We start from the raw sequence: 24897 nt of genomic DNA, 5'->3' as shown, positions 1-24897 counted from the left end.
CTCGATGGATGCTTCATGCTTCCGGGGGGGTTACGGTCAGAATTCGGCTCATGCGTAGCCTTATGTGGCCGCCTGTTGCGACAAAATGAGCAAGGCGACCACCATCCAGACCACCGCTCGCCGCTCTCCCAACAGAAGAAACATGCGCACATGGCAGCCTGGTTATCGCGGAAAAGCGGGTAAAACCTCGTCTCATCTAGCGGCTTCCCATTCCCTCGTCGGTCTGGCGGGAAGCAGCAGCAAGCCGGTCAGCGCTCGCGCGCCGACTTGTTAGCCCTCCCACCCTTATCAAGCGCCACAGAGGTGTCGCCACGGCGACATGATCTACGTCACACTTAACTTGGATCGATCTAAATCCCCTGTGACAAATTAATACGCCGAATTCGCAAGCTGTCACGCTGCGGCGCAAAAATTCACATCAGACAAGGGGGAGATGAGGGCGCGAATGGACGGTCACGGAAGTATCGTGACCCGTAAATCGGCCGGGATATTCGGCGGGAAACGCCTGCCGATTATTTTTGAATCGCTAGTCCTTCGCCGGCCAGATGATGGCCTGAGCCACGACGACATGTTCGCCGTTGAATGTTGCGGCAGGCGAGCCATAAAGCTCGTAGCCAAGATTCAAGGCTTCGGAAACACGATGGCAAAACGAAGCATCATCCTTGCCCGTGAGCAGGCGATAACGAGGAAGGCCATCAGGAGGCAGGTTGTGCATGTCGCGTGTCCAGGGGTTCTACGCCGCGCAAAGCTTAGCGCATGCCGGGCAACTGCTCATGAGCCTGATGGCAGCTACCTGGCAGGGGCGCGACAGTATTGGCCTTCGATCCTGGCCGCGTCGGTCGGCTTGTTGCCAGGTCAAGCGTTGGATAGCCATCGGTCGGGTCAGTCGCATGAGCCGATCACGGATCTGATCGGCTCACGACCCGATCGGGCTACCCATCAGGCCCAGGGATTGATCGCGTTTCGGCGTCCAGGCCCATGCCTCTAAACTTGCCGATGCGATAAGACTCAAAGGAGCTGCAAAGATGCCCGGCACAACAAACTCGCTTCCTGGCGACGTGCCTTTGGAAATGTCGAAGCGTGCTCCAGGCATTCACCGTGTCGCCCCCAATGAAACCTGGCAACTGGTCATCGAGTTTGCTGGCAGCGAACATCGACTGTTCAATGCAAGCATCGCCCGCGAGGACTTGGGATGGACGCAACTTGCCTATCCCAGAACGTTCAAGCATCTGACGTACACGGAGCAACACGTGGCCTGGCCGCAGGTAGGTGAATTGCCTGCCAGCTACCTTTACGAACATTCGGTGCCCCTGACCGCCGAGCGACGGGAGAATCAACTGCTTCGCCTGAGCTATAAAAACCAGGCGCCCACGACCGAGCATCCGTCGCACCATGTCTATGATGTGCACGTCTATCCGTTCAGCACGCGACTGTTCGGCGTTGGCCAATCCATCGGTGGCGGTCATGCGGAAATGGGTGGTTCCCGGCGCGTGACCGTCGATCAATTGCTGGCGATGCCGCAATGGGAACAGCACTTTGTCCTTGCCGGCGGTGAATGGGCCATCCCTGCCATCCGGAAATACGATGGTCACGTGGCCGCACTGTCGCATCTGCTGGTCCAGGAGATCTGTCGCCGCGAAGGCTTATGACCGCCGCAGTTTCCTGCAGGGAGGCCATGGAGCGCGTTCAGGCTCTCCTTGGGATCGATTTGTCAGGCTGATCGCATCGGGAGCCTGGAAAGTGGATGCCACTTCCTGCTCTGATATACACGTCCAGCAACAAAGTGATCCAGGTGAGCCGCGGCATGGGCAAAGGACGTTACAGGCGCTATGGATGAACATGGGATGGGATCGGGGCGGGTGACCGTCGCCCTCATCGCTGGACTCATTGTGATCAGCTTCATGGCGCTGTATGCGCTGCCGTCCCGGCAGATGGTGGCGCCGCCCAAGATCGCCGTGGTCGAAAAGCCCGTCGTGCCTGTCGTCGAGCTGTGGCTGAGCACGGCCGATCGCCGGCTGAAGCTTGAGCCGCAGCCCGACATCGCCATGAGTGCGCGCGGCAAGGCCGACGCCGACATCGTGGTGGACGTACACAAGACCTATCAATCCATGGTGGGATTCGGCGCGGCCATGACCGACTCGTCGGCCTGGTTGATCCAGAACAAGCTCAATGCGCTGCAACGCGCCGCCTTGTTGCATGAGCTCTACGGACCGCCGCCAAACCTCGACTTCAACATGATGCGCCTGACGATTGGTGCATCGGATTTTTCGTTGAAGCCCTACACGCTCGATGACGTGCCTGTCGGTGATAGCGACCCGTCGCTTGAGCATTTCAATGTGGCATCCAACCTGCTCGACGTGATACCGACGGTACGCCAGATCCTGGCCATCGATCCCCAGCTCGCCATTGTCGCGACGTCATGGAGTGCGCCGGCATGGATGAAGAGCAGCGAGAACCTGATTGGCGGTACGTTGCTGGAGCAGTACGAAAGCGTGTACGCGGACTATCTGCTCAAGTACATCGACACCTATCGCAAGTATGGCATTCCCATTTTTGCGCTGACCCTGCAAAACGAACCTGCTTTCCAGCCCTTGACCTATCCGGGCATGGCGATGGGATCCGAGCAGCGAACGCGCCTGATCGCCAATTACCTCGGTCCCAAGCTGGCCACACGCAAGCCCTTCACGCGCATCATGGAGTGGGATCACAACTGGAGTCATCCCGAACAGGCATCGAGCGTGCTCGCCTATCCAGAGGCTGCCCGTTATGTCGACAGCATCGCCTGGCACTGCTACGAAGGCAGCCCCTATGCACAAGGGCGCCTGCATCGAGCTTTTCCGAGCAAGGATGCGTATCTCACCGAATGTTCCGGCGGCGATTGGGCGTCGAGTATTCACGGCGAGCTGTTATGGTTCTCGCGCAACCTGTTGATCGCAAGCATCCGGCAATGGGCACGCGGCGTCATCTACTGGAATCTGGCGCTCGATGAAAACCACGGCCCGCATTTTGGCGGATGCGCCAACTGCAAGGGCGTGATCACCATCGACTCGAAAACCGGCGAGGTGAGTCGCAACGATGAATACTACGCCCTCGCGCATTTCAGCCGCTTCGTGTTGCCGGGCGCGTTTCGGGTGAACTCGACCGATACCGACAAGGGCATCGCGAACGTGGCATTCCAGAACACGGTGGATAGTTCCATCGTGCTGGTGGTGGTGAACAGCAACGCCGAAGAGCGCCATCTTTCCGTCGTCGACGATCAAAGCCGGTTCGAATACATGATGCCACCGAAAAGTGTCGGCACCTTTGTATGGAGCCAGTATCCAGGGCTTAGCTTGATACGACGTGCCGCCTGGTGGGTGCAGGCGAGAATGGCCAAGAGCGGGCTTTAAAGCCAGGGATTTTCCTGCGCTGTATCAAGCGGCCATCGCATGATGGGATGCCTGTCGCGAGGGCGTGCCCCGGTTCGCGGCAGCACGACGCGCCGCAAACCTCTCCCATCCATCCCTATCCTTGTTGGCCGTCCGTCATCCAGCTCCGCGTCGCTTTCAGAAACCGGCCAGCACGAAGAACAGGAGCAGCTTCTTGAGTTCCAGAAACCATGAAAGGGCGCGAGCCCCAACGTTATCGCCTGCGAGCACGGGGTGACTTCTTGCCGATATGGGGTTCCGATCGCCATTGCGCCACCGCCAGCCGGGACGTGAGAAAGTCCGCTAGCACGCTGACTTTTGCTGGCCGTGCGCGGGTCGTCGGCGTGACAAAATACAGGCCACCGGATGGCATATTCCAATCAGGCAAGACGGGTTCGAGTTGCCCGCTGCGAAAGTATTCGGTGGCGATGAATTCGGGCACTTCGGTAATCGCCGTGCCTGCCAATATGGTAGGAAGCAGGATCTCCACACTGGTGGCGCGCAGCATGCCTGTAGGTGTGATGCTGCATTCCTCGCCACTTCGTTCATGGGTGAAATGCCATACATCCCTGCGGTTGCGGATGGCGTAACTCAGGCATGGATGGGCGCCAAGATCACGGGGATGCTGCGGTCGGCCACGAAGAGAGAGGTAGTCCGGAGCGGCCACCAGGAATCGACGCATCGGGGCGATGAGCCGCGCCACTAGTGATGAATCTTCCATGGCGGCGATGCGCAACGCCGCATCGAAGCCTTCGCCGATCAGGTCTGCTCGTGCATCGCTGGCATGCAGGTCGATAGCTATATCCGGATAGGCGCGAAAGAATTCCGGCAACAACGGCGCAACCCAGCGCGTACCGAACGATAGCGGCACAGCGAGCTTGATCAGGCCGCGCGGCCGGCGCGATGTCTCGCGTGCGAAATCCTCGGCATCCGCGGCATCGGTATAGATCTTCGTGGCGCGTTCTGCGAGGGAGCGGCCGTAATCGGTGAGGGACAATCGACGCGATGTTCGATTGAACAGGCGACCGCCAAGTCGCTCTTCCAGTCGGGTGACCGCACGCGACACCGTCGCCACCGAGACGCCCATGGCCGTGGCTGCCCCGGCAAAAGAGCCTTCTTCGGCCACCTTGCCGAACATGGCCAGGCCTTCAAAATCGGGAAGTTTGGACATATCAAATATGCAATGATGGTTTTCATTTGTTGCTATTTCGAAAAATAGCATGCGGCCCTAGATTTGTCTCACCCCACAACAGGAGACAAACCATGGCTCGCAAACTGGAAGGAAAGATTGCCGTTGTCACGGGCGGCACCAGCGGTATCGGACTGGCTACGGCCAAGCGTTTTGCATTGGAAGGAGCCCAGGTGTTCGTCACCGGTCGCCGCCAGCAGGAGCTTCAGGCCGCGGTGGCGGCGATTGGTTCAGGCGCCATCGGCGTGCAGGCCGACTCCGCCGATCTCAATGACCTCAATCGTCTCTACGAGCGGGTCAAGAACGAAGCCGGTCGCATCGATATCCTGTTCGTCAACGCCGGAGGTGGCTCGATGCTGCCGCTTGGCTCCATCACCGAAGAACATTACGAAGATACCTTTGGTCGCAATGTGAAGGGCGTGCTGTTCACCGTGCAAAAAGCGCTGCCTCTGCTTGTCGATGGTGCATCGGTGATCCTGACGGGGTCCAACGTAAGCATCAAGGGCACGCCGGCCTTCAGCGTCTACAGTGCGACGAAGGCGGCGGTACGCAATTTCGCGCGTAGCTGGACGCTTGATCTCAAGTCGCGGGGTATTCGCGTCAACGTGATCAGTCCCGGCCCGATCAAGACACCGGGCCTGGTCGAACTCGCCGGTTCCGACCCCGCAGACCAGCAAGGGATGCTCGACTACATGGCATCCACGGTTCCGCTCGGCCGGGTGGGGGACCCTAACGACGTGGCGGGCGCCGCGGTATTTCTTGCCTCGCCGGATGCTGCATTCATCGCCGGGATCGAGCTCTTCATCGATGGCGGTCAAGCGCAAGTCTGAATCAATCGGCTGCTGGCATATCCATTGCCAGCAGCCCGATTTTCTTGTCGTTACGTGAATGCGAGATCCGTTGAATCGTCTTACCTGTGACGCATCGCATCTACGATAGAAGCAGCCGCGTGTGCACCACGATGCAAGGCCGGGCCGAGTGCCATGCCCGTAGTGTGATCGGTACCACCGGCATACCGTTTTGTTCGAACGTAACGCAATATTTTAAAGCATTGGCTTGCATGGATTGCCATGACGGTGCCACTACGGCGCGTGCAAGTCGATCTGCTCGCAAGCAGAGCGCGTGTTACTGCAAGGCCGCCCGGAGAGTAGCTGCCAGTTCCATGCGTTCTTCCACGGTGTATGGAGCCTTGGGTCTGGCGTACAGATCGTCTTTGGCATAACGAGGAAACACATGGAGGTGGTAATGCCACACATCCTGGTTGCCAGCTGGGCCGTTATGTTGGCGAGTGGAAATGCCGTTGCACCCGAAGGCGGTCAGCATGGCCTGCGCCAGGCGACGCGTGGCGCGAAAGAAATCGCTGCCAAGGTCATCCGGCATATCCAGCACGTTTTCGTAGTGTCGTCGAGGAATCACCAGGCAATTCCCCTTGATGCCGGCGTAGCAGAGCGTGGGAATCAGGGCGTAAACGTTGGTCTCCACGAGCACGACGGCAGACTCCGAAGCCGGCGAAGGAAGCGTCTCGGCAATGCCGCAGAACGGACATTCGTAGCCGGGTGGAGCATGCTTCATAAGGCTTGGCTATCCACAGACTTTATGAGGAGGTTAATTCAGGATTCTGTGGTGCCACTTGGCCAGGCGTCAAGTTGGAATGCAATGGCTTGGCTTGCATTGCGCGGCGATAACTCTCGGCTTCAAGCGGCCCATTGCGGCATGGATTCTGTTTGTATTTTTGCGGCGCAAACCGGAAGTCCGTCAAGCAAGCCACTTCTCTTGTGTCAGCCTGCCACCAAGGAACGTCGAGATCGCCGCGGCACATCAAGCCAAGTTGCTGGATCGCTTTAAGGCGATGCAGCATCCATACAGAAGATCCCATGCATCGCGGTAAGCAAAGCTGCGACGCGCGAGTCCGCCATGCGATAGATGATCGACCTCGATTCGCGTCGGGTAGCGACCAGCTGTCGTTGACGCAGCTCGGCCAATTGCTGGGAGAGTGCTGGCTGGCGGATCCCGGTCGCTTCCTCCAGGCCGCCCACTGTCATTTCCCCCTGGGCGAGCTGGCACAGCAGCAGCAGGCGCGATGGCGTGGCCATAAAGCGCAGCAACTCGGAAACTTCAGGCACGCGCGCTTTCATGACGGCAAGGTCGGCCGGGGTGAACGAGGGGCTGGTAGCGGGCAGGGACGCCATGGACACCTTGGATTTTGCGGGAAAAGCGCCGCGAGCGGCTTCGGTGCAACCTACCACGAATTCAATAGTTGCATACTTTCATAAATCATGTAATTATCTCGCCATCCAACCGACGCGGAGCGTGCCGTGAACCCGTCCGTAGCTGCAGATGTCTCCTTGGAGTGGGCTTCTGGCATCGTCCTCAAGGCGCACGCCAACCCTGCATTTTCGCCTCATGTGCAGACCTTCTTCGATCCGGTCACTTTCACGGCCACCCATGTAGTACGCGATCCTGCTTCGTCCGCATGCGCCATTATCGATAGCGTGCTTGACTTCGACATGGCCGCGGGACGCACCTCCACAGACTCTGCCTCGGCACTGGTGCGGTATGTGCGCGAGGAAGGCCTGAACGTCCAGTGGCTGCTGGAAACCCATGCGCATGCCGACCATCTCTCGGCGGCCCCATGGCTGCAAGAGCAGGTGGGCGGCACGTTAGCTATCGGCGAGCACATCACTGCTGTGCAGGACACCTTTGGCAAGGTCTTCCATGCCGGTGCCGACTTCAAACGGGATGGCAGCCAGTTCGATCGTCTTTTCGCTGATGGCGCCACCTTCAACATCGGGAATCTAGAGGCGATAGCGCTACACGTGCCGGGCCATACCCCAGCATGTCTGGCCTATGTGATCGGAGACGCGGTGTTTCCCGGCGACACCCTCTTTATGCCGGACTATGGCACCGCCCGTTGCGATTTCCCTGGTGGTTCGGCACGCCAACTATATCGCTCGATCCACCGCCTGCTGGCGCTACCGGATCATGCCCGGGTTTTCCTATGCCATGACTACAAGGCCACCGGCCGCGATCATTTCGCATGGGAAACCACCATCGGCGCCGAAAGGGCGTCCAACGTGCACGTACACGACGGCGTGACCGAAGCGATGTTCGTGGAGATGCGGGAAGCACGGGATGCCGCGCTCCCCATGCCTCGCCTCATCCTGCCATCAGTACAAGTCAACATGCGCGCCGGCCACCTGCCCGAGCCCGACGACAACGGCGTGCGCTACCTCAAGCTGCCGGTGGACTTGCTATGACCCTGCACCCCTTGGCGTGGTATTGGCCGCTCCTAGGCGGTGTGATGATCGGCACGGCTGCCGGGGCCTACCTGGTTCTTGCCGGACGCATCGCTGGCGTCTCCGGTCTGCTTGCCAAGACCCTAGGCCTGTCGGAAGGCGACGGACGAGGTATCGCTGCGCTGTTCCTGGCTGGACTTGCCGTGGCATCAGGCTTGGCACTTCAGATCAAGCCCATTCCACTGCCGCCTCTCTCCGTCAACGGTGCGATGGAGCTTGTGGCAGCGGGGTTGCTGGTCGGCTACGGAACACGTCTGGGCGCTGGATGCACCAGCGGACATGGCGTGTGTGGCTTGAGCAGGGCTTCGCCACGATCCATGGTGGCCACCCTCGTGTTCATGCTGATGGGCATGGCCACGGTCGCCCTGATGCGAATGGTTACCGGGGGTGCGCCATGATCCGGCTGGCTGCATTCCTCTGCGGCGCGTTATTCGGATTCGGACTGCTCGTTTCCGACATGGCCAACCCGGCGCGCGTGCTTGCCTTCCTCGACGTCACTGGCACTTGGGACCCTGCCCTGGCGCTGGTCATGGTTGGCGCGCTGATCCCCTCCGCCGCGGCCTACCGATGGATGCGTGCCCGCGAAAAGCCCCTGCTTGCCGCGTCGCTGCATGTTCCAACCCACCGCACGATCGACCGGAACCTGATCGCTGGCGCGGCGATATTCGGTGTGGGTTGGGGATTGGCTGGGGTCTGCCCAGGCCCTGCCATCGCACTGCTTGGAACGGGCCAGCCCTTCGCGCTCGTCTTCGCAGGCGCCATGATCGCAGGCATGCTTGTGCATGGATTCGTTCATCGGCGTCGATCAGCGCTCTGATCTTGATCGCTGCGAATAGGGCCGCTCTGCGCAATGCCATAGCGTCTATGAGCACGTGGTGGCGTTGCCACCAACGTTCACGCTCGACATGCCACCCACTCAATTGGCGCGTTGCCTCTGAAGATGACTGATACTCACGATCAATTGAGCGGCTTTTCCTTGACCGGCCTAACAATCGCATACCAGCGACGTCAGTGTCGTTTTCGCATGTTATCGATGTGAACGCAGCTTGCTGCTCTACTCTGCATCGCCTGCACATGGCAGCCGCGAGAATGTCGCCATGGCTGCGTTTCATCTTCTATGCCTGATAAGCCTCGCCCTCAGCGGCCTTAGTGCCCTGGGCCTGTCGATTTATCTCGTCAGGCACCCCTTACGCATGCGGGTGATGAACGTTGTCTGGCCAGTCTGCGCTCTCTTCGGATCGGTTTGGATCGTGTGGTTCTTCGTCCGATATGGCCGCACTACGGAGAAGCAGCCACGTTGGGCAAGCGTGGCCAAGGGAACGTTGCATTGCGGAAGCGGGTGCACGCTTGGCGACGTACTGGCCGAATATCTCGTGCTCGGTGCTCCTGGTGTGGCAGTTGCCTTCGGCTGGCACTGGCTGTTCGACGGGAAGCTCTTCGCCACCTGGATTCTCGACACCTTACTCGCCTTCGGCTTCGGCATCGCTTTCCAGTATTTCGCCATTGTTCCAATGCGGCATCTTTCGCCGTGGGATGGCTTCAAGGCAGCGCTTCGCGCCGATATCGCTTCTCTGCTCGCCTGGCAGGGAGGCATGTTTGGGGCGATGGCCATAGTGCAGCTTTGGCTTTATCCGCGCGTTCTCGGTGGACCGTCCTCGGCTGGGCATGTCGAATTCTGGTTTGCCATGCAGTGGGCAATGGTCGCGGGTTTTTTCACCAGCTATCCAGTGAATGCCGTGCTAATGCGTCGTGGCATCAAGGAATCGATGTGACTGCTTGCATGCGAGGCAATGGCGCGAGATTCCGCCGCCCTGACGCGGCGAAAACACGCTTTCGACCTTGCAGCATCGCCTGTACGTGCAGGATGACGTCACCAAGCTGGTGATGGAAAACGGCAAGATCAAACTGCGGCGCGAGTATCTGAACCTCATCGCGACTGCGCGGATGTTGTTGCCGCAAGGACTGGCGAGCGTGCCGATCCGCAGTGTTGAGCTGTCCATGGCCGCGCCTTGAAACGCCTGCGATCTTTCGCCTAGCGGGAGCGGCCACGGGAACGTTGCCGCTCCTGTCCGGTCAGTGCGCTCTTGGGGCTCGTTTCTGATTCGCCATTACGATGCGTTCTTGCCGTTGTGCACGATGATCAACTGAGTGATCAGGTCGCTGCGGATCGTAAAGTAGTAGGTCAGCACGAATGGATCCGGCAGTTTCGACTTGTCGAAATCGCCATCCACGCGAAAACGAGCGATCGCGTTGCCCGATTGCGCATAAGCCTTCTCGATGCCCAACGTGACGCTGGCACCGATGATTTCTTCGCGTGCCCAGGCGCGAATCGCGGCATGGCCAAGGAATTCCCGCTTGGCGTCATTAATGAGCGCATCGGGTGCAAGCGTTGCCATGAGTGCGTCGAGATGACGCTGGTTGATGGCTTCGACATGACTGCGTACAACGTCGGGCAACGCCTCGATGGATATCTGCTGCATGGTTTATGGCTCCTTGGGAACGGAGCCAGCGTAGGTCGCACGTGTGTCTGGATGTGTCAGTAGTGTTTTGCCGAGGCGTGCTTGGATTGGCTTTCCATACCGTCGCCGCCGCGTCTGCGTGCGTTCGAGCGCGGTTCGCGATTGGCTGCCGGGTGTGATCTGCCGCGGCAGTGATATGCGCACAGTGCGGGGCACCGGGTCGGATGATGGCCGGGCACACCGCTAACCCTCGAACTCCGTCATGTCCTAAATCATTGCATATGCGACATTGAGGATATTGCCCGCCGTTCTCAGAATTCAGCTCAAGCACCGACGCCCTGTCGGGCCAAACTGAAGAGAGAAACGACATGACTCACTCCACGAAAGGTACTGCGCTGGTTACCGGCGCTTCCACCGGGATCGGCGCTGTGTATGCCGATCGCCTCGCCAGGCGCGGTTACGACCTGATCCTGGTCGCCCGCAACGAGCAGCGGCTTAATACCCTGGACCGCCAGATCACCGCCGAAACGGGCCGCACGGTGCTGGCGATTCCCGCCGACCTCAACGACAAGGCCGCGCTGGCCAGGATCGAGGCCATTCTGCGCACCGACCGCAACATCACCATGCTGGTGAACAACGCGGGTATCGGTTCGGTGGCATCGGTGCTCGACAGCAATGCCGATGAGATGGAAGCGATGATCTCGCTCAACATCACTGCGTTGACGCGCCTTACGTATGCAGCAGCCCCTGCATTCGTTGCACGTGGCGCAGGCACCATCGTCAACATCAGCTCGGCTGTGGCCATTGCGGCAGAGAAGTTGAACGGCGTTTACAGCGCGTCGAAATCCTACGTGCTGAGCTTCGGCCATCGCCTGCATCAAGATCTCGCCGACAAGGGCGTACGCATCCAGACCGTATTGCCGGCCGCCACCGCCACGGAATTCTGGGACGTCGCCGGCTACGCGTCGCAGAAACAAGCCGCTTCCACCATGTCGACCGAAGACCTGGTCGATGCCGCGCTGGCCGGCCTCGACCAGGGCGAGCTGATCACCATTCCCGCGCTTCACGACAACGACGACTGGTCCCGCTGGGAAGCTGGCCGTCTGGATCTATCCGCAAAGCTCGTCAACGCAAAGCCCGCTCCGCGTTACGTACTACCCACCCAAGCTCGGGTGTAAATCGCCCACCCATCATTTAGCCATTCAAACCAAAGAGAGAAATTACCATGAACATCATGAAACTCAGCGCCGCCGTACTGGCCATGGCCACCGCCATCGTCGTTCCGCCCACCGTATCCGCCCAGTCGCGCGGCAAAGTGCTCGTCGTCATGTCAAGCGCCCACGAGTTGGATCTGCGCGAAGGCAAGAAGTACAGCACCGGCTACTATCTCAACGAATTCGTCGTGCCGTACCGCAAGTTGATCGAAGCCGGGTACGAGCCGGTTATCGCCAACCCGAATGGCGACCAGCCGGTGATGGATGCCAACTCGAACAACAAGATGTTTTTCGGCGGCGACGACGCGGCCCGCGCCGATGCGCTGAAGTATGCCCAGGGTATCGAGCAGCTCAAGCGCCCCAAGACGCTGGCATCGGTGGTTGCCGAAGGTACGCAGGGTTACGTTGGCCTGTTCATCCCGGGCGGCCACGCGCCGATGGTCGATCTGCTGAAGGACAAGAACCTCGGCAAGATCCTGGTCAGCTTCCATGAAACGGGTCGCCCGACCGGCATCATCTGCCATGGCCCAATCGTGCTGTTGTCGGCGCTGAATGATCCGAACGCGTTTATCGCTTCGCTGATCGCCAACGATGGCAAGGCCAATTCGCTGGCCAAAGACTGGCCGTATGCCGGCTATCGCGTGACGGTGTTCTCCACTGGCGAAGAACAGCAGCTAGAAGGCCCGAACGGCCTGGGCGGCAACGTGCAGTTCTACCCGGTGAACGCGTTGGCCGAAGCGGGTGCGCACGTGGATTCGGTGGCCAACTGGCACAGCAACGTTGTCGTGGACCGCGAGCTGATCACTGGCCAGCAGCCGATGTCGGCCCCGGCGTTCGGCGACACGCTGGTGGCGCAGTTAAACAAGGCGATCAAGCGCTAAGCTGCAGCAACAAACTTTGCCAAACAAAAAGCCGGCGGAAACCCCTGGCTTTTTAATGTGCGATTCCACGGCGAGCAATCAAAGCGTGTGAGCGACGTGAGCCAACACGCTTTGGATGTTGCCAACGTCAGTGCTCGCCGGGTGTCCAGTCCGGACTGTAGCCACCCAAGGCAGGGTGATACATCTCATCGCCGGAGTGCTGCGTGAATTCGACGTTTAGTCGATGCTCTTCAAGGCCAAGGATGTCGATGCAGTGCGCGCATAGTGCTCTCGCCACTTCCATCCTCAGTTCGGGCGGGCGTCCGGATCGAATGTCGAGCATCATCACCGAGACGGGAATCGGTTCGGCGCCGGCTTCGGGGATTCGCCACACGCCACCTTCGCCAAGTTCGCGGATGGCGACGCTGATGCGCCGGATATCCACCGACATCAGGCGTGCATAGGTTTCGCTCATCGTCGCGGCCAGTGACTGCTTCAGCGGTGCCGGATAATGGCCGGTTACATCGAGTTGCAAGTACGGCATGAAACCTCTCAAAGCTTGAATGTTTTTCCGGTGGTGCCCAGGCTGAGCATGTAGGCCTGCAAGTGGGCAGGGAGACTTTCGAACCACGCCTGTTCTTCGCCTGGTACAGGAAGCACGCGGCCGAACTCGACCATATCGGTGGGCACGAGGTTGCAAAGGTAGATCCAGATATCCTGCTCCTTGACGCCAGTGATCGCGCTTACGTCTTTCATGATGTTCAGCATCAACGTCTGGCGCACCGCATCCGTGCGGCCAGCGCGAATGTCGCCGCGAATCCAAATGTGTGCGTCGCTGAGCGTTCCGCCCAGGAAGCGCAGCTTGGTAGGGCTTTCATCGATGTCCACCTGCACGAAAAAAGCCGGCGCGCCGGTCGCGTCGCTGTGGCGGCGGCCGATGGCCGTGGCGATTTCCGTTTTTTGTTCCTTCGTCAAACGCTGGGGAGGAACCGAACAAACGTAGGTTGGCATGACGCAAAACCTCGGGTTTTGGGGCAAAACAAAAAAGGGTCGCGAGCTTCGCCACCCTTGCAGGTTATCGATAACTATTGACGCCGATCCGGTGTCGGATGGTCTCGATACCGGATCGGACGTACGGCCTGCCTTGGCGATCAGTCGGGAATGGCGAAGCGCGAAGCAGGTTTGCCATTGGCGAAACCCGGTGCCATCGCATTACGTGCATCGTCGTAAGCCTGGTAGAGCGAAGCATCTTCCAGCGCCGGAATGGTGACAAACTCGCCTTGATCCAACCCTACCAGCGCGGCGCGCACGACATCGTCGGGCGTCATCGTGGTCGCATCGGCAAGCGAATCCGACGCCTTGCCAGCGCGATCCCAGAACTCCGTACGCGTGGTGGCCGGCAGCACCGCCTGGATGCGGATGCCCTTTGCCGACAGTTCGTTGCGCAGCGATTGGGCGTAGGCCAGCACAAAGGCCTTAGATGCGCTGTAGACGCCGTTCAGCCATTCGGCCTTGATGCCGACCACCGAACCGACCTGCACGATCGTGCCTGCGCCGCGCTTCAAGAAGGCCGGCACGGCGGCCATGGTGAGTCGCACCAGGGCGGTGATGTTGATATCGATCATGCTTTCCATGTCGTCGACATCGGAATCTACCAATGGCGTGATCGCGCCGACGCCGGCGTTGTTCACCAGCATGGTGATGCTCGAATCCGTGCGCAGAATCTCTTCGACCATGCGCAAGTCAGCAGGAACAACGAGATCTGCTTCCAACACTTCGAAATTGCGGCCCGTTTCGTTGGTGAGGCGGGATGCCAACGCATTCATGCGTTGGCGATTGCGCGCCACCAGGATGACGTCATAGCCGCGCTCGGCCAGTCGTTGCGCGTAACGCGCGCCGATGCCAGTCGAAGCGCCGGTGACGAGGGCAGTGCCCAGATTTTCTGTGCTCATGATGATCTCCAAAGTTAGCTGGCGGATGGCCAGCACATGGAGAGATCGTAGAGAGCCGCGCGCGCACGATCCATGTCGGATAGGCAGGGTTTTCAGGCCATGCGAGCGTGCGCGTCAGCAGCGCACGGCAATCGGCGACAGTCGTTCAGATGGCCAATTCCGCCGCCGCTGACGCGCGCTGAATGGCCTGTGGCGGTTGCCCGAACGCACGCAAGAAGGCTTGCCGCATCCGCTCGCGGTCGCCAAAGCCGGTCTCGCGCGCAATCACTTCGATCGGCAGCCGGCTGGTTTCCATCATCATCCTGGCCGCTTCCACGCGCAGGCGTTCGATGGCTTTGGCCGGCGATTGCCCGGTTTCCTCGCGGAACACGCGGCTGAACTGGCGCGCGCTCAAGCGTGCTGCTTCGGCGAGTGTTTCCACCGACAGTTCGCTACCGAGATTTTCTTTCGCATACGCCAGCGCCAACTGCACGCGATCGGATTTGGCATTGAGTTCAAGCAGCGCGGAAAACTGCGATTGACCGCCCCCGCGCCTCTGATACACCACCAGCTTGCGCGCGACCATGCGCGCGACTTCCACGCCGAGATCTTTCTCGATAACGGCAAGGGCGAGATCCAGGCCGGCGCTCATGCCAGCCGACGTCCACACCTGTCCATCGATGACGAAGATGCGGTCTTCTTCCAACTGCACGTTCGGATAGCGCTTCTGGAAATCGCGCGCGTGGAACCAGTGCGTGGTCGCGCGCTTGCCATCCAGCAAGCCTGCTTCGGCAAGCACGAAGGCGCCGGTGCAGACCGAAGCGATGCGGCGCGAATGCTGGGGTGCGTTCCTGACGTAGTCGAGCAAACTTGCCGGTGGCATCCGGCATTCGTTGTCTCCGGTGACTATCAGCGTGTCGTAGCCCACCTTGTTGATCGGCACGGTGTTGACCGAGAAGCCTTGCGACGACATCACCGCACCGCCTTCCTCGGAGATCAGTTTGAAGTCATAGGCCGGCGTGTCGTGCATCAGGTTCGCGTACTCGAACACCGTGCCGACGACGAGGCCAAGCGCCTGGAAATTGGGATAAACGAGGAGGCCGACGGTGTGCATGATCTTCTCCGAACGGAGTGTCCTAAATCATTGAATATGGATTAAATGAGACGTACTGCAAAAAAATCAAGCATTTCCCGAATGGATTTGGCGCCGCGTGACGGCGTAAATCTTGGCATATACGTCATTAAGGTCGCGGTGGGTGGCGCCTAAATTGTTCGCCACGGACGAGGCAATGCGTGCTCAAACACCGCCGCTACCAAATCGCCTTACCAGCACGTAGCGCTCCGCAAGGAGCTCCTTGCAAGCCAATGAGTGCGTCGCGGGTGCGGCGCGCTCCGGGCACCCTCACGGGCATATCTGGAGAATTTCATGGCATATCAAATCTTCAATCCCACCACCGGCGAACTGGTCAAAACCTGGCCCAGCTATTCGGATCAACAGGTCGAAGAGGCGCTGGCCGCCGCGCATAAGCTCTACAAATCGCAGTGGTCCAAGGGCCCGATCCAGCCGCGCTTGGTGGTGTTGCGTAAACTCGCCGACCTGATCGACGCGCGCACGGAAGAGCTGGCACGTATCATCACCGCCGAAATGGGCAAGCTGATCGTCGAGAGTCGCGCCGAAGTACAGGTGATCGCGCTACTCAAAATCGGGGGACGTCGAAGCTAGTCAAGGCATCGCAGGACTATGCAAGTACCCAATATGGGTACTATGACTACGCGCGAAAAGGCTTCATCACGCTGGTGGCGACACTACCGTTAACCGCAGTTCCTGGCATCCTGAAAGCCAAGAATTAGTTCGATATTTATTGGCCGAAGGCCTTGGCTTACTTCCTGGCGGAAGATATATGGGTTAAAACCGTCATACTCGGATGGCCGATCTCCGCTGTTGGCCTTGGATTATATTTTATCTACTAGGTTTCTTTTGGCGGACCAACATAAGATAGAAAGAAGAAGCGATATCTGGCCCTCACCGCTCTTCAGTGTAGCTGGGAAGAATAAGGGAACGCCTGTGAGGGCTGGCTTCTTCGAGAAAATCACATCGCTCCGCAGACCGCTGTAGAATGCCCCTGGGCTCGTCATTCAAGTTGTAGAAATAACGGTCGATATCGTCCTCATTACCTACCCTCCGAATATACGTGCCTCTTGGCAGGCAGCGTGGCATTCCAATGCAAAAGGAACTCAGATGAATCTTACGGAATATGAGACGAAGCAACTCAGCGCTATTACAGCCTGGAAGGCGGAAGAGCCCTCTGTCGTCTCGCAGGCCGTGGGTATCGCATTGACGCCAGTGTCCTGGCTGATCAACAAGATCGTGCCGGTATCGGCCATCCAAGGGTTGCTGGAGCTGTCCTCTTCCGCGGCAGACTGGCTAACGGATACCGGGGACATCCTTCGCGACGCGGGCGTGTCGAGCCTCGAAGAGCTTAAGTCACTTGATCTGGCGCGGTCCGACAAGTTGGCTGATGAGGTCCACAACTGGGCCATAGGTATTGCCGGTGCGGAGGGCGCCGCCACAGGCGCGGCTGGCATTTTTGGTATTGCTGCAGATATTCCCGCAGTACTGGTCCTGGCTTTGCGCACGATCCACAAGATCGGTGCCTGCTACGGCTACGAAGCGAAAACGAAGGATGACAAGGATTTCATGCTGGGCGTACTTTCCGCTTCAAGCGCCAATGAAATGGCCGAGAAAACGGCAGCGCTGACCGCCTTGCGCATGATCCAGGTAACCATCGCCAAGACCACATGGAAGAAGATTGCCGAGAAAGCCGCCTCGGACAGGTTGAGCAAGGAGGCCGGGGTGATCGCCATCAAAACACTGGCAAAGCAGCTTGGCGTTAACCTGACGAAGCGAAAGGCACTTCAAGCTATTCCTGCTATCGGAGCAGTGGTAGGAGGCTCGGTGAACAGTTGGTACCTCAGAGAGATCGGCTGGGCGGCACGACGCTCCTTTCAAGAGCGCTGGTTGGTCGACAATGAACGGATTGTCGACGCAGCGCTGATTTGATGTCGATACTGGATGCCAACATCTCCATCGGAATGGAACAACTATGTTTCTAGTCGGCAAGGGCTACAGCAAAGCCATCAAAGACCTGGCCGTCTCCGATGAGACTGTGGATATGGCCATTGCCTTTTGGGGAAAGGGTGCGAACGATGTCCTTCTTGGGGCGGCCGTCGGCAAGCGCCGAATCATTTGTAATCTCCTGAGCGGAGGAACCAACCCCAGCGTCATCGGGGAGCTAATGAAGCACACGAACGTGGAGGTCAAACAGCTGAGCAACCTGCATGCGAAAGTGCTGTTGGGAGCCAGCTACGGCATCATCGGATCCGCTAACTTTTCTGCCAATGGCCTTGGCTTCGAGGGCGACGAGGTTGGCCATTGGATCGAGGCGGGCTATCGGGTGGAGGATCAGGCACACCTTGAACAGGCACGTGATTGGTTCAAGACTCAATGGGATAGTGCAGAGACCGTCGACGACGATATGATCAGGGAGGCATATCTTCGCTGGAAACCCCATCGTGCCGGTCGTCCAAAGCCCGCAACGTCGAACAGCAACAGATTTGCGATTGATAACAGCAACTGGATGACGTTCCTTGATCGCGGCATCAAGCTCATATTGTGGCGTTCGGTTCCTACTAGAGCGGAACGCAAGCTCGAACAGGCAGATCGGGAGCAACGTCAGCTGAGTCGGAGCATGGGGGCGAAGGCTCACCGGAAAGCCTCCATCTCGCTGGACTATTACCACAATTGGCAAAGCTACCTCAGTCGTGACTTATCGGATAGATATATTGACATTCAATATAAAAAGCGCGGCGGTACGGTCTGCCACGGCGCACGTCGCCCCCTCGCCGGTGGACATAAGACCTATCCGGGCGGCATGGTGATGGATGTCATGGAGGCGACCGATGGCTTGTTTGGTATGTCCTTAAAAGGTAAGGAGCGCGAGGCATTCGCTATGTTAATCAAGCCTGTGCTGGATAGTCACTTCATTAGCTGGTCGAAGAAACAGAACAAAGACTATTCTTCGAGCGTTGGAGCTGTTATCAGCCTTGATCGGGTATTGCGCTATCGATTTGGCAGTGCAGGCAGAGCGGAGTATGGCAATCCAATGTTCAATTGGTTGCTGCAGTGTGGATGCATGGTCAGTGATTTTCTAGGGATGCGCTGTGTAGCAATAGACACCACGACACCGCAAGTTCGTATCGGACTTGGCGAGAGAGCGTTGCGTTACAAGGACGAGCCGGCCTTGCGCCGCGTAAGCGTACTTCTTTACTTGGCCGGGCCAAACGTTGTTTGCGGCGTATTTCTTCCGAAGGAAGAGGCGCGCCAGTTTGGCTTTCCGGCGGACCGCCATACCGGTAAAGACCGCAGTTGGATCCAGTGGCCGATTGAAAAAACGCCCGCGGTTCTTTTTCGGCTCGTTGAAGCAGGCATGCCACGCTTCCTAGCGAAGTGCAAGACATCGACGATCGAGACGTCCAACTTGCGTTGGCCGGCCGCTGGCGCGACTTCGCCGCAGTTACCGATGCCGCCGACACAGTCGATGAGCAAGCAAGGGCCTCGGTAACTGGTGCAGCAGTGGCGGCATGCCACAAGCGTCTGTTGTTCAGCGGTGGCCGTTCAATCTAGTGGCGGAATATATAGCTAATTCCATAACTGGAATCTCGCACCTCCTATGCATCGGTCGATATGGAAGCGTAAGCTCCCCCGTCGGACAGACATCTCATAACTAGAACTTTCTGGCATTGTTCCCAAGTCAGGAGGTTCCATGCGCACATCGAAGTTCACCGAGACGCAGATCGTCTCGATTCTCAAGCAGGCCGACGCCGGGGTGCCGGTGAAGGATCTGTGTCGCCAGGCTGGCATCAGTGCCGCCACGTACTACCAGTGGAAGAGCAAGTACGGCGGCCTGGAGGCGTCCGAGTTGCGCCGGGTGAAGGACCTGGAGGCGGAGAACGCCAAGCTGAAGCGTATGTACGCGGAGTTGGCGCTGGATAACGCGGCACTGAAGGACCTGATCGCAAAAAAACTATAGGGCCGGCCCATAAGCGAGAGGCGGTGCGCTTCCTGACCGAAGTGCACAACCGCCCATTGAGCCGGTCCTGCGGATATCTGGGGCTGTCGCGAGCGGCCTGGTACGCGCCGCCACTGGACTGGACGATGCGCGACGCGGAGTTGATCGCCGCCCTGGCAAAGCTGGTGGAAGAGCGGCCAAGCCGGGGCTTCTGGAAGTGCAGCGACCAGTTGCGCAAGAAGCGAAAGGATTGGAACCCAAAACGGATTTACCGTGTGTACAAAGCGATGAAGCTCAACATCCGGCGCGCAGCGAGGCGCCGCCTTCCGAAACGCGAGCGTGTCGCGCTTTATGTGCCGAGGCTGCCGGATACCGTGTGGTCCATTGATTTCATGAGTGATGCTCTAGCTTGCGGCCGTCGCTTCCGGACGTTCAACGTCGTCGACGACTTCAACCGGGAGGCGCTGCATATTGAAGTGGATACATCGATTACCTCGAGCCGCTTGGTGCGAGTTTTCGATCAGATCAAGCGCGACCACGGACTGCCGCAGGTGGTGCGTTCAGACAACGGGCCGGAGTTCCTGGGCGAAGCGTTCACCCAGTGGGCAAAAGCCAATGGCGTGGCAATTCAATACATCCAGCCCGGCAAGCCCAACCAGAATGCCTTTATCGAACGCTTCAATCGCACCTTCCGCGAGGAGGTCCTGGACCAGCACCTCTTTGCCCGCCTCGAAGATGTTCGCGAGGCGGCACACTGGTGGATGATCGACTACAACGAAGTACGACCCCATGATGCACTTGGCGGCCTCAGCCCCGTCGAATTCCGCACCAATCACGCCAGAAATTCTACTTTTGATGTGTCTGCTTGACGGCGGAGCTTACGCCACGACCGAGGATGCTTCGAAGGGCCGAGTACGACCCAAAGCCGCCGTTCCACGTGTCCGGCTTTGCGTTAGGTTGTTAGCCGGACGTGGCAAGGATAAGCTCCTGCAAAATGGGTTGCGTAGGCGTTTCATTGCGCGATCGGGGATGTATAGCCGGACAGGCGTGTCCGTATATTCAATAGTTCGGCCTAATTAGGGCGCCCATGCAAAGTGTAGAGTTCATTGAAGCTGCATACCAGACACTTATCGAGTTCGATTTACGCAGGAGCTTTTATAACGCAGGCCAGCGCTTTGAAATTCACACGTACGCGGGGAAGCAAGAAAACGCGCTTGGGTATGACCTGGAAGCACTCGCTCTTGTGCCGCTATTTCTGCAGTTAAAGGTTGCAGACCTTTACCCCACGTTTTCTAAATCACCTCTGCAAGCTGCGCGAAGAAAACTTAGAATTGCAGACGCTCCCGGCTGTTACGCATTTCCACTTCACCCAGACAAGAAGTCCGCCAGGTATAAGCAGCATAACTTGCTTGCGGCTCTGCACTCAAACGGAAATTACTCGCGATATGTTGCCCCGCTCTTCCACACGAAATCCGACCTTGAGCGTTACAAGTACTCATTTCGGGAGCCGTTCTGGGGTCCTAGCGCCGCTGGATTGTGGGATGCCGGTTGGTATTACTGGCGAGACTATCTTTCATTTGACCACTCGATCAGCATTGTTCCCCATAGACAAGTCGCTGACCCCACAACGGTAAGTCACCACTACACCTACAGCCTAAAAAAGCACGTTTGCTTCCATTCCGAGCCGGAGCGGGCGGAGGACGGCAAGAGCTTCGTGGAATCTGTATATGAAGAGCTGACACGCGCGCAATCAGCAGAGCCAATATCATTGGCAGCGATCAACACAAAGATCATTGCCGCGCTGGAGCAAATCGAGGAAGACGGTGATCTGGCAGAAAGATTCCATGAGGGGCAATCACCTAGGCGCCAGTATTTCATTTTGGCGAACCGGTTGAAACGCACCTTCAATATCGACTGTGTGCTTGTGTCCGCTCGGGGATAGGCCTAACGATCCCTCCAAGCCGACGCCGCTTCGCGGCGCGGCTTAACTCAGGTGTTGACTGTCCGCTTCTGGCCCGGTCGCCCTCCGCTGCTCGCAAGCGTTGCCTGCTCGACGTCACCCGTATTGGTCAGGCTCGACGTCAACAATAGGCAACGCGATGATGCTGATGGCAGCCAGTTTGCCGGCTGCGGGCAATTTCTCTAGCGAAGCTGGTTGGTTGCTTAGGGGACGTCGCCCCTTCTCGACATCTTGCTAGATCCCACGTGCGCCGGTTCTCAAGAACTGATGGATATCCCTCCACCAGCGGCTCGGCGTAGGAAGAAACGGCGAGCTATCGGTCAGGAGCGCCTGGGCAGATACCGGCAGTTGCTGGAAGAAGCCCTTCAAAGAGGGCCTCCTTATCCAACACACGAGGCCTTGGCCACGCAGGCTGATATGCACCCTCACGCACGGCCGGCATGTTTAGACAACCTCGTTCGTCAGCTTCACCAACTGCGCGCAAACGACGTGAAGCAACGGTGTACTCAGAAGCAGGCACAGATCGACCAGTTGGTGCTTGATCGCACCAGGATGGATGGCTCATATCCTCGCAAACCGTTTATCAGAACGATAGTTGCTGAGGCCGAAGCGCCCGTGCACACCGTCCGCGACAGGGTGCGCTTCCTTTGCGACTAGGTCGGCCAATGAGCCATCTGCCGTCACCTTAAGTCATTCAGTCAGTCCGCCGTCGCGCGCGTCTCGGCACGCGATCGGGTCGTTGCAGCCCCAAAGGACTAAATGGCCTACGAGGCCCTGCCCTGCCTAACTGCGGCCAAAGCCGGCCAACTTATGCTTTCCATAAACAAGAACTTGGCCAAATTGGCCACTTTTTGGTTTAGAGAACACGGACATCTTTGGACTGTTGTGTGGTGGGCCCACCAGGATTCGAACCTGGAACCAAGGGATTATGAGTCCCCTGCTCTAACCGTTGAGCTATAGGCCCGCGTCGTGCGGTGCCGCATTGCGCGGCTGGGAACGTCGAATTTTAGCCGCTGGGCGGTGGGGCGTCGAGAGTGGTGGGGTGGGTCGCGGTGTGGGGCTTGGGGGCGTAGGCTGGTGGTTCCTTCCTGTGGAGTGGCTTCCATGAGTATCGAGTCGGTGGCGAGGCGCCTGGTGGAGTTGTGTCGGGCGGGACAGTTCGAGGCGGCGCAACGGGAGTTGTATGCCCAGGATGCCGAGAGCCTGGAGCCGCCAGGCGCGCAGCCGGGCGCGCTGGGGAGCGTGAAGGGGCTCGATGCCATCCTGAAGAAGGGGCAGGCGTTCCAGGATGCCGTGGATGACCTGCATCGCATTGAGGTCAGCGATCCGCTGGTGGCGGGCCAATGGTTCAGCATCACCATGACCTTGGATGTGACCATGAAGCAACACGGACGGCAGTTGATGACCGAGATCTGTGTGTACCACGTCAAGGATGACAAGGTGATCTCGGAACAGTTCTTCTACGACATGGGCTGACGGCGACCGTTCGGACGGGTCGGAAAATTTCTTTTTTCCTTGGCGTTGCGGCGACGTGCGCGTGCAGTAAGCTTCGCCCACATTCCGGTCGATACGTTGAGGAGGGGCCATGAAGCGTTTGCTGTTGGGTATGGGTCTGGTGCTTGGCATGGGCCTGATGGCTTCGCCGGTCATGGCGCAGCCGGTTCACCATCCTGTGCATCACCCGGTGCACCATCGCGTGCATCATCCGGTACACCACCGTCACCCGGTGCATCATCGCCGGCCGGTGCATCACCGGGTGGTTCACCACCGCTGATGGTTGGAAAGGGCTCGCCTCGGCGGGCCCTTTCTTTTTGCGAAGTGCCGATAGAAGCCAGGGCATCGATGCTCTTCGTCGATCCCTGTCCTCAGCTTCGTCGAGAAGCCCCTGGCGCACCGCCCTTGACGGTACTGGTCCAGGCGACCGTCGATCTTCATGTCGTCAAGCCGTGGCATGGGGCGGGTGTTCTCGGGGAATGTCCCGGATTTATGCGTGCGGACAGGTCTTCTGGCGCGCGCCATCGCGAATGAGCCACACCAGGGCGGTCATGTCGGAGCTGTCGAGCTGATCGGGTTGTTCCCCGAAGGCGCATTGCGAGGCGTGCACGAGATCCGGGCCATACGGTGCCGGGAACCCTTGGCTTGCGATGATGGCCAGACGCTCGTCATCGGACAGGTGCAGCGCGTTGAGCTGGGACCATAGAAAATAGTGCAGCCCCCAGTAGCGGGATGTCGAGAAATCGACTTGCCGCATCAGCAAGCGCGTGGAGTAGGGAACCAGGTCCGGAGTCTGCATTTGCAATTGGGCAGCGAAGCCTGGTGAGGGGACGCGGTCTGCTGCCGGTGCATGCGCTATGGCGATGCGCATGTCCAGGCGGGCTGGCTGGAATACGCATACGTCGTACGCGGCCAATGCCAGCAAGGGAAGCAGCAACAGCGTCGCGACACAGATCAACCAGGATTTCATCGAAGTCTCCTTGGCTGGCAGTGTGGTCCTGCGATGTGGCTGATACGGGTTGCCAGATGGCGAATTGAAGGCGGCCTGCCGGAAGAATGCGGAAGCAGGGAAGGCCAGCCAGCCAAGACAAGGCCTTTACACCAGGTTGTCCCGGGATGGCCTCCGTGCCGAGCGGCTGAGTTGCGCTAAACTCAATACGTAAGTTGCTGATTAATATTGTTATTTATTAAATTGCGCCGCGCCGCAGCAGTGTGATTGTGTAGCAGCCCTGACCGGCGTATCGTACGCATCCATTCCGTTACGCGTAACGCGTAGCGTCAGGGAGCGCCGGCAAAGCCATGTCATCCAAACAGGCAGTCAGCACGGGAGCGCAACGCCAGAAGGCGTTTCGTGAACGCATGACGCGGATGGGCATGACGATTCCGCGGATCTACATGACTTCGAGCGAACAGGCGTTGGTCAGGGAGTTTCTGCGTAGTCACCGCAACGTGCGCACCGAACGGTTGATCGAGGGCATGGACCTCGCCGACATGAACGACAAATGGAGCACGCAAGGCTTGTTCGATGCCTTGCGCGAGTACGCGGCCACACGGCCGCATCTGGTCGATATCCGCATGCACGATGCGCCGCCCGCCGTGGAACTGGCGCTGGCGCACTACGGTGACCAGCCCGTGCAACTGGTTGTGAGCGAGCATGAGATCTTCATGGCCGTGGCCTTGTGCGATGTGGCCTCGGTTATCGATCCGGCTCGTTTCAATGAGGCCTGCCTGCGCCTGGGGCCGCGCCTGCCGTTATCCAACGTGGGTCTGGTTGGCGATCACTACATTCTGTTTGGACAGATTTCCGCGCATGCGCCACTGGCCAATATCGTCGAGGAGCTCGACGTGATGGGGCGCAACGCCATCGATACGGTCAACGAACTCTCCGGTCTTATCCGATAGGGAAAATTGCCATGCATCGTCTACGTCAACCGTGTGTCTGCGCGGCGCCTGGTGCCATGCGTTAGTCGCCCATTCCAAGGGGTTTTCCGGTTTATCCATCGAGGGCTGCCCGCGCA

Annotated in this window: 28 protein-coding genes and 1 tRNA gene; 18 read left to right on the top strand and 11 right to left on the bottom strand. The window is 58.8% G+C overall.

The annotated features are described in order from the left end of the window. Positions 1 to 526 precede the first annotated feature (526 nt). Positions 527 to 715 carry a DUF1737 domain-containing protein gene (locus VF436_RS02750; RefSeq protein WP_330902445.1) on the bottom strand — a complete coding sequence of 63 codons (189 nt, stop codon included), beginning with the start codon at positions 713 to 715 and terminating at the stop codon, positions 527 to 529. Positions 716 to 1025: 310 nt separating this feature from the next. Here VF436_RS02750 and VF436_RS02745 point away from each other — a divergent pair, with 310 nt between their 5' ends. After that, the gene (locus tag VF436_RS02745) at positions 1026 to 1649 is read left to right on the top strand and encodes a hypothetical protein (RefSeq protein ID WP_330902444.1); all 624 of its coding nucleotides are present in this window, start codon (positions 1026 to 1028) and stop codon (positions 1647 to 1649) included. Between the two features lie 282 nt (positions 1650 to 1931). After that, positions 1932 to 3389, top strand: a complete 1458-nt coding sequence (locus VF436_RS02740; RefSeq protein WP_414649803.1) for a glycoside hydrolase family 30 protein — start codon at positions 1932 to 1934, stop codon at positions 3387 to 3389. Positions 3390 to 3621: 232 nt separating this feature from the next. Here VF436_RS02740 and VF436_RS02735 read toward each other — a convergent pair whose 3' ends face one another. Next, positions 3622 to 4578, bottom strand: coding sequence for a LysR family transcriptional regulator (locus VF436_RS02735; RefSeq protein WP_330902442.1), 957 nt, complete (start codon positions 4576 to 4578; stop codon positions 3622 to 3624). Between the two features lie 92 nt (positions 4579 to 4670). Between VF436_RS02735 and VF436_RS02730 the strand changes: the two genes are divergently transcribed. Continuing rightward, a complete protein-coding gene (locus VF436_RS02730) occupies positions 4671 to 5426 on the top strand; it encodes an SDR family oxidoreductase (protein WP_330902441.1) in 756 nt (251 codons plus the stop codon). 295 nt (positions 5427 to 5721) lie between these two features. On the opposite strand, the gene VF436_RS02725 is transcribed toward VF436_RS02730, so the two are convergent. Both VF436_RS02725 and VF436_RS02720 read right to left on the bottom strand, forming a co-directional pair. After that, positions 5722 to 6168 (bottom strand): HIT family protein, encoded by a 447-nt coding sequence (locus VF436_RS02725; RefSeq protein ID WP_330902440.1) that lies wholly within the window; start codon positions 6166 to 6168, stop codon positions 5722 to 5724. Positions 6169 to 6437: 269 nt separating this feature from the next. Continuing rightward, positions 6438 to 6731, bottom strand: coding sequence for a metalloregulator ArsR/SmtB family transcription factor (locus tag VF436_RS02720; protein WP_330902483.1), 294 nt, complete (start codon positions 6729 to 6731; stop codon positions 6438 to 6440). A gap of 210 nt (positions 6732 to 6941) precedes the next feature. Between VF436_RS02720 and VF436_RS02715 the strand changes: the two genes are divergently transcribed. The 5 genes from VF436_RS02715 (at position 6942) to VF436_RS02695 (ending at position 9905) form a co-directional block, all read left to right on the top strand. Next, positions 6942 to 7853, top strand: a complete 912-nt coding sequence (locus VF436_RS02715) for an MBL fold metallo-hydrolase (RefSeq protein WP_414649802.1) — start codon at positions 6942 to 6944, stop codon at positions 7851 to 7853. After that, positions 7850 to 8290, top strand: coding sequence for a YeeE/YedE family protein (locus VF436_RS02710; RefSeq protein WP_330902439.1), 441 nt, complete (start codon positions 7850 to 7852; stop codon positions 8288 to 8290). Before VF436_RS02715 ends, VF436_RS02710 begins: the two co-directional genes overlap by 4 nt. After that, positions 8287 to 8709: a DUF6691 family protein gene (locus VF436_RS02705; protein ID WP_330902438.1), complete on the top strand. Its 423-nt coding sequence runs from the start codon at positions 8287 to 8289 to the stop codon at positions 8707 to 8709. Before VF436_RS02710 ends, VF436_RS02705 begins: the two co-directional genes overlap by 4 nt. Before the next feature lie 376 nt (positions 8710 to 9085). After that, complete coding sequence (locus VF436_RS02700; protein ID WP_330902437.1) at positions 9086 to 9664, top strand: DUF4396 domain-containing protein; 579 nt, start codon at positions 9086 to 9088, stop codon at positions 9662 to 9664. Positions 9665 to 9731: 67 nt separating this feature from the next. Beyond that, entirely contained in the window at positions 9732 to 9905 is a 174-nt protein-coding gene (locus tag VF436_RS02695) for a hypothetical protein (RefSeq protein WP_330902436.1), read from the top strand. A gap of 95 nt (positions 9906 to 10000) precedes the next feature. On the opposite strand, the gene VF436_RS02690 is transcribed toward VF436_RS02695, so the two are convergent. Then, positions 10001 to 10372 (bottom strand): nuclear transport factor 2 family protein, encoded by a 372-nt coding sequence (locus tag VF436_RS02690; protein ID WP_330902435.1) that lies wholly within the window; start codon positions 10370 to 10372, stop codon positions 10001 to 10003. Positions 10373 to 10719: 347 nt separating this feature from the next. Here VF436_RS02690 and VF436_RS02685 point away from each other — a divergent pair, with 347 nt between their 5' ends. Both VF436_RS02685 and VF436_RS02680 read left to right on the top strand, forming a co-directional pair. Then, positions 10720 to 11529 (top strand): SDR family oxidoreductase, encoded by an 810-nt coding sequence (locus VF436_RS02685; RefSeq protein ID WP_330902434.1) that lies wholly within the window; start codon positions 10720 to 10722, stop codon positions 11527 to 11529. Between the two features lie 47 nt (positions 11530 to 11576). Then, entirely contained in the window at positions 11577 to 12446 is an 870-nt protein-coding gene (locus VF436_RS02680; RefSeq protein WP_330902433.1) for a type 1 glutamine amidotransferase domain-containing protein, read from the top strand. Positions 12447 to 12573: 127 nt separating this feature from the next. Here the strand turns inward: VF436_RS02680 and VF436_RS02675 are convergent, their stop codons facing one another. From VF436_RS02675 to VF436_RS02660, 4 genes are all read right to left on the bottom strand, one after another. Further along, positions 12574 to 12969, bottom strand: a complete 396-nt coding sequence (locus VF436_RS02675) for a hypothetical protein (RefSeq protein ID WP_330902432.1) — start codon at positions 12967 to 12969, stop codon at positions 12574 to 12576. 8 nt (positions 12970 to 12977) lie between these two features. Beyond that, positions 12978 to 13436, bottom strand: a complete 459-nt coding sequence (locus VF436_RS02670; RefSeq protein WP_330902431.1) for a tautomerase family protein — start codon at positions 13434 to 13436, stop codon at positions 12978 to 12980. A gap of 140 nt (positions 13437 to 13576) precedes the next feature. Then, entirely contained in the window at positions 13577 to 14377 is an 801-nt protein-coding gene (locus tag VF436_RS02665; protein ID WP_330902430.1) for an SDR family oxidoreductase, read from the bottom strand. A gap of 145 nt (positions 14378 to 14522) precedes the next feature. Then, positions 14523 to 15470, bottom strand: coding sequence for a GlxA family transcriptional regulator (locus tag VF436_RS02660; RefSeq protein WP_330902429.1), 948 nt, complete (start codon positions 15468 to 15470; stop codon positions 14523 to 14525). A 312-nt stretch (positions 15471 to 15782) separates the two neighbouring features. On the opposite strand from VF436_RS02660, the gene VF436_RS02655 reads away from it, so the two are divergent. From VF436_RS02655 to VF436_RS02635, 5 genes are all read left to right on the top strand, one after another. Then, positions 15783 to 16079: an aldehyde dehydrogenase family protein gene (locus tag VF436_RS02655; protein WP_330902428.1), complete on the top strand. Its 297-nt coding sequence runs from the start codon at positions 15783 to 15785 to the stop codon at positions 16077 to 16079. A gap of 516 nt (positions 16080 to 16595) precedes the next feature. Further along, positions 16596 to 17417 carry an EcsC family protein gene (locus tag VF436_RS02650; protein ID WP_330902427.1) on the top strand — a complete coding sequence of 274 codons (822 nt, stop codon included), beginning with the start codon at positions 16596 to 16598 and terminating at the stop codon, positions 17415 to 17417. A gap of 43 nt (positions 17418 to 17460) precedes the next feature. Continuing rightward, on the top strand, positions 17461 to 18978 hold the full coding sequence (locus tag VF436_RS02645; RefSeq protein WP_330902426.1) for a phospholipase D family protein: 1518 nt from the start codon (positions 17461 to 17463) through the stop codon (positions 18976 to 18978). Positions 18979 to 19179: 201 nt separating this feature from the next. Continuing rightward, positions 19180 to 20294 (top strand): IS3 family transposase gene (locus VF436_RS02640; protein ID WP_330902425.1). Its coding sequence is split into 2 segments (ribosomal slippage): positions 19180 to 19432 and positions 19432 to 20294, totalling 1116 coding nucleotides; the frame shifts between segments, so codons are not numbered across the junction. 218 nt (positions 20295 to 20512) lie between these two features. After that, positions 20513 to 21367, top strand: a complete 855-nt coding sequence (locus tag VF436_RS02635) for a hypothetical protein (protein WP_330902424.1) — start codon at positions 20513 to 20515, stop codon at positions 21365 to 21367. A gap of 906 nt (positions 21368 to 22273) precedes the next feature. Here VF436_RS02635 and VF436_RS02630 read toward each other — a convergent pair. After that, positions 22274 to 22349, bottom strand: a tRNA-Ile gene (locus tag VF436_RS02630). 140 nt (positions 22350 to 22489) lie between these two features. On the opposite strand from VF436_RS02630, the gene VF436_RS02625 reads away from it, so the two are divergent. Together VF436_RS02625 and VF436_RS02620 are read left to right on the top strand one after the other, a co-directional pair. Continuing rightward, positions 22490 to 22861, top strand: a complete 372-nt coding sequence (locus tag VF436_RS02625) for a nuclear transport factor 2 family protein (RefSeq protein WP_330902423.1) — start codon at positions 22490 to 22492, stop codon at positions 22859 to 22861. 109 nt (positions 22862 to 22970) lie between these two features. Then, a complete protein-coding gene (locus tag VF436_RS02620; protein ID WP_330902422.1) occupies positions 22971 to 23159 on the top strand; it encodes a hypothetical protein in 189 nt (62 codons plus the stop codon). Between the two features lie 210 nt (positions 23160 to 23369). Here the strand turns inward: VF436_RS02620 and VF436_RS02615 are convergent, their stop codons facing one another. Further along, positions 23370 to 23849 carry a hypothetical protein gene (locus tag VF436_RS02615; RefSeq protein WP_330902421.1) on the bottom strand — a complete coding sequence of 160 codons (480 nt, stop codon included), beginning with the start codon at positions 23847 to 23849 and terminating at the stop codon, positions 23370 to 23372. 329 nt (positions 23850 to 24178) lie between these two features. Between VF436_RS02615 and VF436_RS02610 the strand changes: the two genes are divergently transcribed. Next, positions 24179 to 24781: a DUF2170 family protein gene (locus VF436_RS02610; RefSeq protein WP_330902420.1), complete on the top strand. Its 603-nt coding sequence runs from the start codon at positions 24179 to 24181 to the stop codon at positions 24779 to 24781. Positions 24782 to 24897 lie beyond the last annotated feature (116 nt).

Origin of the sequence: Dyella sp. (assembly GCF_036384435.1) — a bacterium.
Taxonomy (GTDB): Bacteria; Pseudomonadota; Gammaproteobacteria; order Xanthomonadales; family Rhodanobacteraceae; genus GSA-30.
The sequence above is the reverse complement of the archived record's forward strand: the minus strand, read 5'-3'. Positions and strand labels throughout refer to the sequence as shown.